14 protein-coding genes are annotated in these 14979 nt (G+C 67.5%); 13 read left to right on the plus strand and 1 reads right to left on the minus strand.

Translation table 11 applies throughout. The features are described from left to right. Nucleotides 1-317: 317 nt before the first annotated feature. From gcvT to BSG17_RS09205, 10 genes are all read left to right on the plus strand, one after another. Nucleotides 318-1436 (plus strand): glycine cleavage system aminomethyltransferase GcvT, encoded by a 1119-nt coding sequence (gcvT, locus tag BSG17_RS09160; protein WP_089823265.1) that lies wholly within the window; start codon nt 318-320, stop codon nt 1434-1436. Next, nucleotides 1433-1816, plus strand: coding sequence for a glycine cleavage system protein GcvH (gene gcvH / locus BSG17_RS09165; protein ID WP_089823267.1), 384 nt, complete (start codon nt 1433-1435; stop codon nt 1814-1816). Before gcvT ends, gcvH begins: the two co-directional genes overlap by 4 nt. Continuing rightward, nucleotides 1813-3144, plus strand: a complete 1332-nt coding sequence (gene gcvPA, locus BSG17_RS09170; RefSeq protein ID WP_089823269.1) for an aminomethyl-transferring glycine dehydrogenase subunit GcvPA — start codon at nt 1813-1815, stop codon at nt 3142-3144. The genes gcvH and gcvPA overlap by 4 nt, the downstream gene beginning before the upstream one ends. After that, the gene (gene gcvPB / locus BSG17_RS09175) at nt 3145-4563 is read left to right on the plus strand and encodes an aminomethyl-transferring glycine dehydrogenase subunit GcvPB (RefSeq protein ID WP_089823271.1); all 1419 of its coding nucleotides are present in this window, start codon (nt 3145-3147) and stop codon (nt 4561-4563) included. A gap of 121 nt (nt 4564-4684) precedes the next feature. Next, entirely contained in the window at nt 4685-6484 is a 1800-nt protein-coding gene (locus tag BSG17_RS09180; RefSeq protein ID WP_089823273.1) for a vWA domain-containing protein, read from the plus strand. Then, nucleotides 6484-8874 (plus strand): vWA domain-containing protein, encoded by a 2391-nt coding sequence (locus BSG17_RS09185; RefSeq protein ID WP_089823275.1) that lies wholly within the window; start codon nt 6484-6486, stop codon nt 8872-8874. Before BSG17_RS09180 ends, BSG17_RS09185 begins: the two co-directional genes overlap by 1 nt. After that, complete coding sequence (locus tag BSG17_RS09190) at nt 8871-9467, plus strand: hypothetical protein (RefSeq protein WP_089823277.1); 597 nt, start codon at nt 8871-8873, stop codon at nt 9465-9467. The genes BSG17_RS09185 and BSG17_RS09190 overlap by 4 nt, the downstream gene beginning before the upstream one ends. Continuing rightward, nucleotides 9464-10381 (plus strand): DUF7502 family protein, encoded by a 918-nt coding sequence (locus BSG17_RS09195; protein ID WP_139246579.1) that lies wholly within the window; start codon nt 9464-9466, stop codon nt 10379-10381. The genes BSG17_RS09190 and BSG17_RS09195 overlap by 4 nt, the downstream gene beginning before the upstream one ends. Further along, entirely contained in the window at nt 10374-11357 is a 984-nt protein-coding gene (locus BSG17_RS09200; protein WP_244531508.1) for an AAA family ATPase, read from the plus strand. The genes BSG17_RS09195 and BSG17_RS09200 overlap by 8 nt, the downstream gene beginning before the upstream one ends. Further along, entirely contained in the window at nt 11354-12211 is an 858-nt protein-coding gene (locus tag BSG17_RS09205; RefSeq protein ID WP_089823282.1) for a DUF58 domain-containing protein, read from the plus strand. Before BSG17_RS09200 ends, BSG17_RS09205 begins: the two co-directional genes overlap by 4 nt. A gap of 448 nt (nt 12212-12659) precedes the next feature. On the opposite strand, the gene BSG17_RS26930 is transcribed toward BSG17_RS09205, so the two are convergent. Further along, nucleotides 12660-12824, minus strand: coding sequence for a DUF7838 family putative zinc beta-ribbon protein (locus BSG17_RS26930; protein WP_170864765.1), 165 nt, complete (start codon nt 12822-12824; stop codon nt 12660-12662). A 231-nt stretch (nt 12825-13055) separates the two neighbouring features. On the opposite strand from BSG17_RS26930, the gene BSG17_RS09215 reads away from it, so the two are divergent. The 3 genes from BSG17_RS09215 to BSG17_RS09225 are packed head-to-tail and all read left to right on the plus strand — an operon-like array spanning nt 13056 to nt 14818. Beyond that, nucleotides 13056-13991 carry a DMT family transporter gene (locus tag BSG17_RS09215; RefSeq protein WP_089823286.1) on the plus strand — a complete coding sequence of 312 codons (936 nt, stop codon included), beginning with the start codon at nt 13056-13058 and terminating at the stop codon, nt 13989-13991. Between the two features lie 57 nt (nt 13992-14048). Further along, complete coding sequence (locus BSG17_RS09220) at nt 14049-14288, plus strand: glutaredoxin family protein (RefSeq protein WP_089823288.1); 240 nt, start codon at nt 14049-14051, stop codon at nt 14286-14288. Continuing rightward, complete coding sequence (locus BSG17_RS09225) at nt 14285-14818, plus strand: cob(I)yrinic acid a,c-diamide adenosyltransferase (protein ID WP_089823290.1); 534 nt, start codon at nt 14285-14287, stop codon at nt 14816-14818. Before BSG17_RS09220 ends, BSG17_RS09225 begins: the two co-directional genes overlap by 4 nt. The last annotated feature ends 161 nt before the right edge of the window (nt 14819-14979 follow it).

Genomic DNA, 14979 nt, shown 5'->3' on the forward strand with positions numbered 1-14979 from the left:
GTGAGCCGTGCGGCGAGTGGTGTCGATGGCGTCGGCGTCGTCGTGAGCGTGCGTAGAAGAGTTTGCAACAATCATAGTAAATACTACGGTCCGAATCAACTTAAAGCTATGCACGACGTCAGCCGCTGCGGTCGGGTCACGCAGTCGGTGACGTGAAGTCTCGTATACGCGTTCGTGCAAAGAGCGACGCAATAATTGACACGAACTCGCCCATATGGGCCGTCGTTAACGAGGCAGTATACACTTGTGTGTATAACACCTCCTTCACAATCGTCCGAGATACCAAAGCATTACTTCCCCCGAACCAACGCAGAGATATGGCCCTTCGTAAGCCGCCGTTGCGAGCAGTACACGACGGTCGCGGGGCGAAGTTCACGGAGTTCGGCGGGTGGGATATGCCGGTGGAGTTCGACTCCATCCGCGAGGAGCACACCGCGGTTCGCGAATCGGCGGGCATCTTCGACGTCTCGCACATGAGCGAGATTCGGGTGTCCGGACCGGACGCCACCGCGTTGATGCAACGACTCACCTCCAACGACGTGACTCGACTCGACCCCGGCGACTCACAGTATTCGACCATCACGGACGACGAGGGGACCATCCTCGACGACACTGTCGTCTACCGGCTCCCGCTCGACGCCGAGCACACGGAGGCTGACGACCCGACGTATCTCTTCATCCCGAACGCGGGCCACGACGAGGAGATGCACGGCCGATGGACGAGTTTCCGCGACGAGTGGGAGCTCGATGCGGTCGTCGAGAACGTCACCGAGGAGTGGGCGATGTTCGCGGTCCAGGGGCCCGACTCGCCGGACCTCGTCGGCGACGCCGCCGGTGACGTCGCCGAGGACGTCCTCGACCTCGCGAAGTTCCAGGCGACGTGGGCCGAGATCGAGGGCGCACGCTGTCTCGTCGCGCGAACCGGCTACACCGGTGAGGACGGGTTCGAGGTGCTCTGTCCGTGGGACGCCGCCGAGGACGTCTGGAGCGCCTTCGACTGTCAGCCCTGTGGCCTCGGCGCACGCGACACGCTCCGCATCGAGATGGGCTTCCTGCTCTCCGGACAGGATTTCGACCCCGAGTCGGAGCCGCGGAACCCGTACGAGGCGGACGTCGGCTTCACCGTCGCTCTCGACACCGAGTTCGTCGGCCGCGACGCGCTCGCCGCGGTGCAGGAGGCGGGCGTCGAAGCGACGTTCGTCGGGCTGAAACTGCTCGACCGGGGCGTCCCCCGACACGGCTACGACGTCACCGACGAGGAGGGCCACGTCGTCGGCCACGTCACGAGCGGGACGATGAGTCCGACGCTCGAAGAACCGATCGCGTTGGGCTATCTCCCGGTCGAGTACGCGGACCCCGGCACGCGCGTCGACGTCGTGGTCCGCGGTCGAGCAAAGCGCGCGAAAGTAACCGAAACCCCATTTCTGAACCAATGAGCTTCGAAGTACCTGACGACCTGCGTTACATGGAATCGCACGAGTGGACGAGCACGGACGACGACACCGTCCGCATCGGCATCACCGACTTCGCCCAAGACGAACTCGGCGACGTCGTCTTCGTCGAACTCCCCGACGAGGGCGACGAGGTGACGGAAGGCGAGGAGTTCGGCGTCGTCGAGTCGATCAAAGCCGTCTCGGACCTCTACAGCCCCGTCTCGGGGACGGTCACGGCCGTCAACGAGGCGCTGTTCGACCAGCCCGAACTCGTCAACACCGACCCGTTCGGCGACGGCTGGATGCTCGAAGTCGACCCGAGCGACGGGGGAGCGTTCGACGGACTGCTGTCGCCCGAGGAGTACCGCGAGCAGATCGAATGACGCGACACGAACGGGGGAGCCCGTACGCCCCCCACACAGCGGACGAGACGGCCGCGATGCTGGACGCCGTCGGCGTCGACAGCGAGGAGGCGCTGTTCGACATCCCCGACGACGTCGCCTTCACCGGCGAGTTCGGTATCGAGGCGCGCGGCGAGCGCGACCTCCGTGGCGAGCTCTCGCGGCTGTTCGCCAAGAACGACGACCTGACGGAGTTCCTCGGTCGCGGCCACTACAGCCACTACGTCCCCTCGGTCGTCGACCACCTGTCGCTGCGCTCGGAGTTCCTCACCAGCTACACGCAGTACCAACCCGAGATCACGCAGGGGTTCCTGCAGGTGCTCTTCGAGTACCAGTCGATGCTGGTCGAACTCACGGGGCTGCCGGTCGCCAACTGTTCGATGTACGACGCGGCGACGGGAATCGCCGAGGCCGCACGCCTCGCCGACCGAGTCCGACAGGCCTCCGGGACGACGGTGCTCCTCCCCGAGTCGCTGCGGGCGGGCAAACGCGACGTGGTCGAGAACTACGTCGACGGCACCGACCTCACGCTCGAGACGTATCCGATGGACGACGGCAACGTCGACGTCGACGCACTCGCCGACGCCGTCGGCGACGACACCGTGATGGTGTACGCCGAGAACCCGACCGTCCGGGGGACCGTCGAGGAGCGCCTCGCCGAGATCGGCGATCTCGCCCACGACGTCGACGCGCTGTTCTGTCTCGGGTCGGACGTCGTCGCGCTCTCGCTGCTGCAGGAGCCTGCGAGCGTCGGTGCCGACGTCGTCGTCGGCGAGGCCGACGCGCTCGGGATGCCGACGAGTTTCGGTATGGGTCTCGGCCTGTTCGCCACGCGCGAGGAGTACCTCCGGCAGGTGCCGGGGCGACTCGTCGGCGTCAGCGAGGACGAAAGCGACCGCCGCGCGTACACCCTCACCCTGCAGACGCGCGAACAGCACATCCGGAAGGAGCGTGCGACGAGCAACATCTGCACGAACCAGGCGTGGGTCGCGCTCCGCGCGGCGATTCACGCGGCGTCGCTCGGCCCCTCGGGGCTGGTCGACCTCGCGGAGGACTGCGTCCGCGACGCGCAGGCACTCGCCGCGAAACTCGACGAGGTGTCGGGCGTGCAGGCACCGGTCCACGACCGCCATCACTTCCGGGAGTTCGTCGCTCACACCGACCAACCGGCGGCGGCCGTCGCCGAGGACCTCGAGTCCGAAGGGTTCGCCGTCCACGTCGTCGGCAAACACGAGATACAGGTGTGTATCACGGACGTGAACGCCGACCGTGCGGACGCGCTGGTCATGGCGTGCGAGGAGGTGGCCTGAATGTACGACCAAGCACGATTCACGGAGAACGGCGAGTACGAACCGCTCCTCTCGGAGAAGGACAGTACGCAGGTAGAGATCGGCGACGACTCGCCGCTCCCGGACGAGTTGACCCGCGACTCGCTGGAGCTGCCCGAGCTCTCTGAACCCGAGTTGGCGCGACACTACACGCGACTCTCGCAGATGAACTACGGCGTCGAGACGGGGCCCTACCCGCTCGGCAGCTGTACGATGAAGTACAACCCGAAGTTCACCGAGGACGTCGCCGCCGACCCGAACGCGGCCATCCACCCCGACCGGTCGGAGCGGTCGATGCAGGGGACGCTGGCGATGCTCTATCACCTGCAGGACTATCTGGCCCGCATCGGCGGGATGGACGCAGTGACGCTCCAGCCGCCGGCGGGTGCCGCAGGCGAGTTCACCGGGATCCTCGTCGCGAAGGCGTACCACGAGGCACAGGGGAACGACCGCAGCGAGGTCGTCATCCCCGCCAGCGCCCACGGCACCAACTTCGCGACGGCGGCGATGGCCGGCTACGACGTGGTCGAACTCCCCTCCGGCGAGGACGGCCGCGTCGACCTCGACGCACTGGAGGCCGCCGTCGGCGAGGACACCGCCGCGCTCATGCTGACCAACCCGAACACGGTCGGCCTGTTCGAACGCGACATCACCGAGATCGCCGAGATCGTCCACGACGCCGGCGGTCTGCTCTACTACGACGGCGCGAACCTCAACGCGCTCCTGGGGCGGGCGCGCCCCGGCGACATGGGGTTCGACATCATGCACTACAACGTCCACAAGACGTTCGCGACGCCTCACGGCGGCGGCGGCCCCGGAGCGGGGCCGGTCGGCGTCGTCGAGGACCTCGCCGAGTTCCTCCCGCGGCCGCAGGTCCGACGGAACGACGGCGGCTTCGAACTGTTCGACCCCGAACGGTCGATCGGGAAGGTCCACGGCTTCTACGGTAACTGGCTGGTGCTCGTGAAGGCCTACGCCTACATTGCCCGTCTCGGCGACGCGGGACTCGCGGACGCAAGCGCGAAGGCCGTGCTCAACGCCAACTACCTCGGCTCGCAGATCGAGTACGACATCCCCTACGGCCCGTTCCACCACGAGTTCGCCGCGACTGCAGGCGACCAAGACGCCGCCGACGTCGCCAAACGGATGTTGGACTACGGCGTCCACCCGCCGACGACGAAGTGGCCCGAGATGGTTCCGGAGGCGATGCTCACCGAGCCGACCGAGATCGAGAACCGCGAGACGCTCGACGACCTGGCGGCCGCGTTCAACGCCGCTCACGGCGAGGACGACGAGACGCTCGCCGCCGCCCCCGAGCGCACGACCGCTCGCCGCATCGACCAGGTGAGCGCGGCGCGCGACCCGCGGCTGTCGTGGCACGCGCTCGACGACGCCGAGTAGCGACGAGCCACGCGACCGCGTTCTCGGTTCTCCCGGTATCGGACGTTCAAGACTCTAAGAAAGTCGTTTTTTACATACTGTTGCGCAAACGTCATATGGAGACGCGTCGTGAAAACAGACTATGGTCCTCGACGGAATCTTCCTCTCTCCGATAGCGCTTCTCGCGCTCCTGACGACGGTTCCCGTCGTCCTGCTCTATCTCATCCGTCCCGACCCCAGGGAGATCGACCTCCCGACGCTGCGTTTCCTGCGCGAGAAGCGAGGGGAGGACGCGTCGAACCCCGTCCTCCAGCGACTCAGTCGTAGCCTCCTCATGCTGCTCCAGCTAGCGGTGTTGATCCTGCTGGCGACGTCGCTGGCGACGCCGTACACGCTCGTCTCGGAGTCGGAGACGGTCGAGGAGACGGTGCTCGTCGTCGACGGAAGCGCCAGCATGGCGACCGTCGACGGCGACGCGACTCGGTTCGACCGGGCCGTCGCCGCCGCTCGCCGAGAGACGAGTAGCACCACGTCGGTCGTCTTCGTCGGTCGCGAGGGCGAGATGGCCGTCCGGGACGGGACGCCCGACGAGGCGCGACGGACGCTCGGCGACCTCGCGGTCACCGACGTCGAGGGCGACCTCCGCGACGGCATCGCACAGGCGGCGGCCGTCGCCGGCGACGGCGCTCGCGTCGTCGTCCTCAGCGACTTCGCCGACGAGAGCGGGTGGGAGGACGCCGTCGAGTCGGCCCGGGCCCGCGGTCTCCTCGTCGACCTGCGGCAGTTCGCCGGCGGCGGCGACGACAACGTCGGTATCGTCGACCGATCGTTCAGCGGTGCGGAGGTGACGCTGACGGTGAAGAACTACGCCGACCGCGAGGTCGAGCGGACGCTCACGTTCGGCGGCCAGCGGCGGACGCTCGCGCTCGGCGCCGGCGACGTGACGACCGTGACGCTGCCGATTCCGACCGGCGGCGGCACCGCCGAGTTGACGCCGGGCGACTCTTTCGCCACCGACGACGCCGTCTCCGTCGCCGCCCCCGAGGAGGCGACCGTCGACGTGTTGCTCCTGACGAACGACCGCAACCGCTATCTCGCGACGGCGCTCTCGGTCGTCCCCGAGGTGAACCTCACGGTGCGCTCGCCGCCGGCGAACGTCGAGGAGACGTACGACGTCGTCGTCTACAGCAACATCGAGTCGGGGCGACTGCTCCAAGGGAACGTCGACGACGGTAAACAGGCGCTGAAGCGAGGCGGCGGCGTCGTCTTCCAGGCCCAGGAGGGGATGCCGAACCGCTACTCGCAACTGCTCCCGGTCGAGGTCGGCGAGTCGGCCAACGTCACCTCCGTCGGCGGCGTCGCGGGCGACGAACTCACCCGCGACGTCAACTTCCCGCCGCCGGAGCGGGCGTTCGCCGCTCGCCCCAAGGAGGGTACCCGGACGCTCGTCGGTCTCGCCGACGGGTCGCCGCTGATCGCGACCGCCGAACGGAACGGCGGGCGCGTGCTCTACTACGGCTACGTCGAGGACAGTTCGTCGTTCAAGCACAACTACCAGTACCCCGTGTTCTGGAAACGTGCGGTGTTCCACCTCGCCGGCCGGGACCCGCTGCCGACGCTGAACCGTCCGGCCGGCGACGTCCTTCGGTTCGCGAACGAGACGACCGTGACGACGCCGAACGGAGAGGTGACCACGCGCGCGGTCCGACTCGACCGGGCGGGGTTCTACGAGGTCGGCGACCGTCGGTACGGCGTCTCGCTGACCAGCGAGGCCGAGTCGGCCGTCGTCGCCGACCCGCTCGACTCGCGCGACGACGGCGTCGCCGGCGGCCGCGAGGAGGAGCGGCGCGTCCCCGATCCGGTCACCGAGTGGGTCGTCCTCGCGGGACTGACGGTGTCGATAGTCGAACTCGGCTATCTCCGACGGCGGGGTGATCTGTGATGTGGGCGCTCGCCGTGCTCCAGTCGGGACTGTTCGACGCGTGGGAGACCGTCGTCGAGGGCGTCACCGTCGGGTTCGCGAGACCGCTGCTGTTGCTCGCGGTGCCGCTCGGCCTGCTCGCGGTGTGGGCACTCGTCTACCGGGACGCGACGGGGACGGCGACGGCGCGCAGTCGCCGACTGCTGACCGTCTCGCGAGTGCTCGTCGTCTGCTGTCTCGTCGTCGCCGCCGCCGGTCCCTACACTGTCGAGCGGTCACAGGCGACCGGCGACCCGCGCGTGACGCTGCTCGTCGACGACTCCGAGAGCATGGACGTGATGCCGGACGCGGGCGATCGCCTCGCCGAGGCCATCGAAGCGGAGGGCGTCCCGGTGACAACGGCCACCATCGGCCAGGGGACGCGCTCGCCGCTCGGCGACGGGATCGCCGCGAACCTCCGGGAGAACGGGACGGTCGTCGTCGTCAGCGACGGCCGAGTGACGGAGGGGCGGAGCCTCGCCGACGCCGGTGAACTCGCTACGTCGCTGAACGCGACGGTGGCGTCGGTGCGACTCGACCCGTGGCGGAGCGAACGCTCCGTCGACGTCTCCGGTCCCGCGAAGACCAGCGCCGGCGTCGACAACAGCTTCCTCGTCGGCGTCGACGGCGTGAACCTCGACGACGAGACTCGGCTGGTCGTCACCGTCGACGACGAGACGGTGCTCGAGCGGTCGGTGGCGGAGGCGGGTCGCGTCGAGCTCTCGCACACCTTCGAGGAGACCGGCTCACATCGGATCACCGCACAGATCGAGTCCGGCGACGGCGTCGCCGAGAACGACGTCTTCAGAAAGACCGTCCGCGTGGTCGAACAGCCGAAGCTCCTCTACGTCGCCAAGCAGGACTACCCGTTCGGCCGCTATCTGGAGGAGATCTACGACGTCGAGCGCGTCGAGTCGGTCCCCGAGGATCTCAGTCCGTACTACGCGGTCGTCGTCCAGGACGTCCCCGCCGAGGGTATCGGCGACGTCGACAGTCTCCAGAAGTTCGTCATCGACGGCGGCGGGCTGTTGATGGTCGGCGGCGACAACTCCTTCGAGAACGGCGGCTACGAGGGGTCGTCGGTGGCGTCGATGCTACCGGTGACGATGGGCGAGAGCGTCGGCGGGAGCACGAACCTCGTGCTCGCGATCGACGTCTCCGGCAGTTCGAAAAACGGGATGCGCGTCCAGAAGGCCGTCTCCCTCGACGCGCTGGAGCAGCTGGGCGACGAGAACGCCGTCGGCGTCGTCGGGTTCAACCACAACGCCTACGAGGTGGCCGACCTCGCTCCCCTCTCGGAGAACCGCGAGCGAGTGGCGGACCGCATCCGTCGACTGGAGAGCGGCGGCGGCACCGACATCGCCGGAGGCATCCTGGGTGCCGAGGAGTTGCTCGGCGACGAACGCGGCTCGATCATCCTCGTCAGCGACGGCCGCGGGTCGGTCGGCCCGGCGGCGGCGGCCGCCAAGCGACTCGGCGAGCGCGGCGTCCGTATCGTCGCCGTCGGCACCGGCAACCCCAACGAGGCACACCTCCAGCGCATCGCCGAGGCGTCCGGCGGGAGCTACTTCCGCGCGACCGACACCGACCGCCTACGCCTGCTGTTCGGCGGCTCTTCACGGCGCTACGAGGGCAACGCACTGACCGTCGTCGACCGCGACTCCTTCGTCACGTCGGGCGTCGAACTGACGGCGGACCCACCGAAGAACAACGACGTGTCGGTTCGGAGCGGCGCGGACTACCTCGTCGCGTCGAGTTCCGGCAAGCCGGCGGTCGCCTCGTGGCGGTACGGCCTCGGCCGCGTCGCCACCATCACCGCCTACGACGATCAGGGGACGCTCGACGGGTTGCTGACGGAGCCCGACTCGCTGCTGCTCACGAAGTCGACGAACTACGTTATCGGCGACCCCGAGCGCAAGGCGACGAACGTCGCCGAGGCGACCGACACGCGCGTCGGACAGTCGACGACGGTGACGTATCGCGGTCCCGAGGCACCCGCAAGCGACGACGTGTCGCTTCGGCAGGTCGCTCCCGGAACCTACCAGGCGACGGTGACGCCGTCGGAGGCGGGGTACGGATCGCTGTTCGGCGCGTCGTACGCGGTCAACTACCGCTCGGAGTACGCCGCCTTCGGACAGAGTCGGGAGCTGTCCGAACTCGTCCGAGCGACGGACGGGCGGCAGTTCGGACCGAACGACGCCGCAGAGATCGCGGCGTTCGCGCGGGAGCAGTCGACCCGCGTCCGCGACGTCGAACGCACCTGGGACTGGCTGTTCCTCGTCGTCGGACTGGCGGTCTACCTAATCGAGGTGCTAACACGGCGTATGAGAGTCTACACCAACCACACGACCAACGAGAGTGGTCTCACATGAGCTATCTCGGGCGATCGATCAACCTCGCGCTCGTCGTCTTCGTCGTCCTCGCGGTCGCGGGGACCGCCGGAGCGTCGCTGTTCTACCAGCACTCGACGGACCAACTCGACGACCAGAACGAACAGCTCCGCACGGAGAACCGAGAGCTACGACAGGAGCTGTCTGCGACGAAGGCGGAACTCGGCGAGACGCGAGACCGCCTCGAGGAGGCCAACGAGACGCTGGAGAGCACGCAGGGCGACGTCGGCCAGGTGTCGAACGAACTCGAGGGCACCGAAAAACAGCTCAGCGAGACGATCAACGAACTGTCGGCGACGCAGTCGGAGTTAGAGGAGACGGAGGCGGAACTCGACGAGGCCGAAGCGGAACTCGAAGCGGCGCGCGAGGAGCGTGACGCCGCGGCGAGCGAACGGGAGGAGTTGGAGTCGCGCGTCGAGACGCTCGAAGACGAACGGGACGCAGTCGCCGACGAGCGCGACGAACTCGCCGCCGAGGTCGACCGACTCGAGTCGCGCGTCGACGAGTTGGAGTCGGCGCTCGGGAGCGTCTGCGGCTCCATCGAGGGCGAGCGGCCCCAGGAGTGTTCGACATGAACGGCGGGTCGGACGCATCTGGGGCGACCGGGACGGCGACGGGCACCGGAACCCGAACGGCCGTCGCCGGTTCCGACACCGCGACGGGCGGTGAGCGGCTCGCCGAAACGCAGTCGCCGCGCACGGCTGTCGACGAGGCGCTCCGCGAGATCCGTCGAGAGGGGCTCAAGATCGCCGTCGTCTACAGCGTGGTCGACGCCGCGCTCGCGACGCTGCTCGTGAACCTCGCCTTTCACCTCTTCGGGACGGAGTGGCCGCTCGGACCGTTCCTCGTGGACGGCACGCTCCCCGGGACGACGCTCGTCGCCGTCGGCGTCGGCTTACTCGTCGGCGGCGTCGAGTTCGCGGTCAGACGTCGCCGTCCGATCGTCGAGCAGTTCGAGGCGGCGAACCCGTCGGTCTCCGAGCTGCTGCGGACCGCCCGCGACGCCGTCGCCGCCGACCGCGACTCGCGGATGGCTCGCGTGCTGTACGTCGAGGTGCTCGCCCGTCTCAGAGAGACCTCGAGCGTCGACCTCGTCGACCTCCGACGACTGTCGCTCACGCTCGTCGTCGTACTGGTGTTGAGCGTCGCCAGCATCCAGGTCGCCGTCGTCGACCTCGATCTCGGCGGCGGTGACTCGTCGGCGGACAGCGAGGCGGACCCCTCGTACGACGGCCTGCGAGACGGCAGCGAAGTGCTCGGCGCGGCCGAGAACGTCTCGGCGGGCGACAACGAGATCGACGCCCGCATCTCGGGGGCCGGAGAGGGCGACGCGCCGCCCGGCGGTGCCTCGTCGTCGTACGACGCCGGCGGCGTCCCCTCGGGCGACGTCGAGAGCCAGCAGGCCGGCTTCAGCGCCGCAGAACGACTGGAAGACTCCGAACTGATCCGCGACTACAACCTCGAACTCCGTAACGAGACCAATGCCTGACAACCCACAGACCAACGGCGACGCGATGGCGGCGACCGACGACCAGATCGACCGACTGCAGGAACGACTCGACCGGGTGCGCACGGAGATCGGCAAGCGCATCGTCGGACAGGAGGCGGTGATCGAACAGCTGCTCGTCTGTCTGCTGTGTGACGGCAACGCCCTGCTGGAGTCGAACCCCGGCCTCGGCAAGACGTCGATGATACGGGCGCTCTCGGAGGTGGTCGACCTCGAGTTCTCGCGCATCCAGAACACGCCGGACCTGATGCCCTCAGACATTACTGGAACCGAGATCATCCGGGAGAACGAACACGGCCGGGAGTTCGTCTTCGAGGAGGGACCGGTGTTCGCGAACGTCGTGCTGGCCGACGAGATCAACCGCGCGACGCCGAAGACGCAGGCAGCGCTGCTCGAGGCGATGCAGGAGAAACAGGTGACGGCCGCCGGCGAGACCTACGCGTTACCCCGGCCGTTCTTCGTCCTCGCGACGCAGAACCCCATCGACCAGGAGGGGACCTACCCGCTACCGGAGGCACAGACCGACCGCTTCCTCCTGAAGATCGTCCTCGACTACCCCTCGTACGACGAGGAGCGGCGGATCGTCGACCTCTACACCGAGGGGTCGGGGACGCCGGCGGTCGAGCAGGTCGTCTCGCGGCAGCAGCTCCAGACGATGCAGTCGCTCGTCCGCGAACTGCCCATCGCGAGCGACATCCGCGACCGCGCCATCTCGCTCGTCCGAGCGACTCGTGATGCGCCGTCGATCGAGTACGGGGCGAGTCCGCGGGCGAGCATGGCGCTCGTCCTCGCCGCGAAGGCGCGGGCGTTCCTCCGCGGTCGCGCACACGTCAGCTGGGAGGACGTCGAGGCGATGGCGCCGGCCGTCCTCCGCCACCGGATCCTCGTCGACTTCCGCGCCGAACGGGAGGGGACGACGCCCGACGACGCCATCGCCTCGCTGTCCGTCGACGGATGATCGACCCCGGCTTCCTCGACGAGCTCGACCGGTTCCGGTCGGCGCTGAAACGGCAGAGCTCGTCGGTCCGACAGGGCGAACAGCGCTCGAAGAGCGTCGGCGAGGGGCTCACGTTCAGCGACTACCGACGGTACGTCCCCGGCGACGACATCCGTCTCGTCGACTGGAAACTGTTCGCCCGGACGGGCGAGTACTTCGTCAAGCAGTTCGAGGCCGAGCGGAGTCTGACCGTTCACGTGCTCGTCGACGCCAGTGGGTCGATGGGCTACGGCGACGGCGACGCGTACAAGTTCGAGTACGCCGCCAAACTCGGCCTCGGCTTCGCCTACCTCACCGCCGAGGAGAACAACGACTTCCGGTTCTCGCTGTTCGACGACCGGGTCGAACGGCTGGATACCGGCCGGTCGAACCGGGGGGAGCTACTCCGACTCGTCGACCACCTGAACGACGTCGAACCCGGCGGCGAGGGTGACTTCGCAGCCGCACTCGACAGCTACGGGTCGACCGTCCGGAGTCGCTCGCTCGTCGTCGTCCTGAGCGACTGCCTCGCCGACCCGGACGCCATCGAGGCCGGGCTCGCCGGTCTCGGCCGGAGCGGCATCGTCGTCGGTACGGTGTTGTCGCCGCGCGAACTCCGACCGGATCCGACCGGCGACACGCTGTTCCGCGATCTGGAGACGACAGAGACGCTTCGGACCTACTTCGGCGGGACGCGGACCAGGTCGTACCGACAGCGACTCGACGCCCACGTCTCGGCGGTCGAGGAGCGCTGTCGTCGGTTCCGAGCCGAACACACGCTCGTCGACACCGGCGAGGACTTCTTCGACTCGTTCGGCGCGGTGTGGGTCGGTTGATCCTGCTCGTGTTCCGTCTCGTCGACCGTCCGGACTCGGCGTCTATCGTCAACAATCGTTGGAAAAAGGCGCTAAGTAGTCCGAGACCCGAGTCTCCACCATAGAATGCTCGGGTCCGGAAACCAGAACGACTCGCTCTCTTCGTGTGAGTGGTACGGGACGCAAGTGGAGTGCGAACTCTGTGGGGAGGTTCGAACGTGTACCGAACGCTGCAGTATGGTCACCTGTCGGGAGTGTCAGGCCGACCTGTTGCCGCCGACACGCGGGTAGTAGCGACGGCAGCTACGGTCTCTGTCTGTTCGAGCGGAAACGAAACGACCGCCAGCCGACCGGTTTCGGAGTCGTTCCGAACTTTCGTATCGTCGAATGTAGTGTACGAAACGGGCGAGGAGAGACGAGTCGCTCGTCGGTCGGCGTCTGGGCGTGACCAAACTTCAAAAAGAACGATCTACGCGGAGCTGTCGACGACGTCGTCGATGAGGACGAACCCGTAGTCACATTCCGTGCATCGCCACTTCGTCTTCTCGCCGAGGTGGACGGTCGTGCTCGCCGCACGGTAGAACTCTTGGGACCCTCCGCACTCCGGGCAGTCGTGTTCGATCTCTAAGCTCATACCACGAACTCCGGCGTGGGGTATGTTGAAGATGTTGATTCGACCGTTCGCCAACCTGGACCGGGAGTTCGCCCCGTAGAGACCGAGAGTGTGCGACGAGACGGTCGCCGATGCCACGAGTCGGCGAGCGCGACTCCGGAAGTCGCCGCTCGGATAAATGTCTGAGTGCGATACAGAGTTCCGTCGAGACGAACAGATAACCTATTGACGCCCGACGCGAACGCTCGACCGATGAGACGGTATCGGAACGCGTCGTTGTTCTCGTTGCTCTCTTTGGTGTGGGGGTCGGCGTTCGTCGTCACGAAGGTCGGTCTCGATTACCTCCCGCCCGCGCTCTTTGCGGCGGTCCGGTTCGACCTCGCTGCGGTCCTCCTGTTCGGCGTCGCAGCGGTGAGAGACGACCGACTGTGGCCTCGGTCGCGAGGGGACTGGCGGCAGATCGCGACCGGCGGAGCGCTGCTCATCGGTGCCCACCACGCGCTCCTCTTCGCCGGCCAGCAGTACGTTCAGAGCGCGGTCGCGGCCGTCCTCTTGGGGTTGATCCCGGTCGTCACGCCGGCGTTGGCGCGTACGATCTCGTCGTCGGAACGGCTGTCACCGAACGGCGTCACCGGCGTCTTCCTCGGGTTCGTGGGCGTCGTCGTCATCGCCGACCCGGACCCGTCGAACCTGCTGTCGGCGAACCTGCTGGGTGTGGGACTCGTGTTGGCGTCGGCGGTGGTGTTCGCCGTCGGCGCGGTGCTGACGCACGACGGCGAGTCGTCGCTGCCGGCGCTCGCGCTGCAGGCGTGGATGATGGTCGTCGGTGCGGGGTTGCTCCACCTGACGAGTGCGGTACTCCCGACCGAGTCGTTCGCGAGCGCCCAGTGGACGTTCGACGCGATCGCGGCACTGATCTACCTGAGCGTCGTCGCCGGTGCGGCCGGGTTCTTTCTCTACTTCGAGCTTCTGGACACCATCGGTCCCATCGAGATGAGCCTCATCGAGTACGTCATCCCGATGTTCGCTGCGCTCGCCGGGTGGGCGGCGCTCGGCGAGACGCCGACCGTCACCACGGCCGTCGGCTTCGTCGTCATCTTCGCCGGGTTCTCGCTGTTGAAGTTCGACGCACTCCGGCGGGAACTTCGGCGCGTCTACCGGGCCGTCCGCACTGAACGGAACGCGTGAGCGCCGGGCGGTCGCCGCTGGCCGAACTTACTTCTCCCACCCGTTCCAACGGGAGGTATGTCCATCACGCTGTACGCACTCGATGGCTGTCCGTACTGTGAGACGGTCCACGACGCCCTCGAAGCGCACGACGTCGAGTACGAGACCGACTGGGTCGAGGGGCTACACTCCGAACGCGACGAGGTGAAACGAGTGAGCGGTCAGCGTGGCGTTCCGGTGCTCGTCGACGAGGACCGCGGCGTGACGATGGCCGAGAGCGAGAAAATCGTCGAGTACGTCGAAACGAGTCTCGCATGACGATCTACACCGGTCGCGGCGACGCGGGGGCGACCGACCTTCGCGACATGAGCCGCGTCTCGAAGACGAACCCGCGGATCGAGGCGTACGGCACCGTCGACGAGGTGAACGCGCTCGTTGGGACGGTCCGACCGACCGGCTACGACGACGTCGACGAGCAGTTGACGGGGATCCAGAACCGACTTCACGTCGTCCAGGCGGACCTCGCGAACCCCTCGCCCGACGAGGACGACCCACAGATCCGCGAGGAGCACGTCGACGAGCTCGAAGACTGGATCGACGAGGCCGACGAGGAGCTCGACCCGCTTCAGTCGTTCATCCTGCCCGGCGGGAGCGGCGCCGGGGCGAAGCTCCACCACGCGCGAGCGGTCTCGCGTCGTGCCGAGCGTCGCGTCGTCGCACTGGCGGCGGAGGAGTCGATCAACGAACTGACTGTCGCCTACCTCAACCGCCTCTCTGATGCGCTCTTTACGCTCGCGCGGTTGGTCAACAAGCGCGACGGACAGCGCGAAGACACGCCGACCTACTGACGCGACCGACAGAGACCGATCTCGTCCGAGTGAGGTCGGTTCAGAAGGAGACCCGTTCGGACCGGATGATGCCCACGGTCGAACTGGGTCGGGACAGACTCGGTGTACACCTTCAGTGTGACACCGTGGTTTAGGGTAGCCTAATCTAACCCATAAACGTG

Source organism: Halogranum amylolyticum (genome assembly GCF_900110465.1).
In the GTDB taxonomy this organism is placed as follows: Archaea; Halobacteriota; Halobacteria; order Halobacteriales; family Haloferacaceae; genus Halogranum; species Halogranum amylolyticum.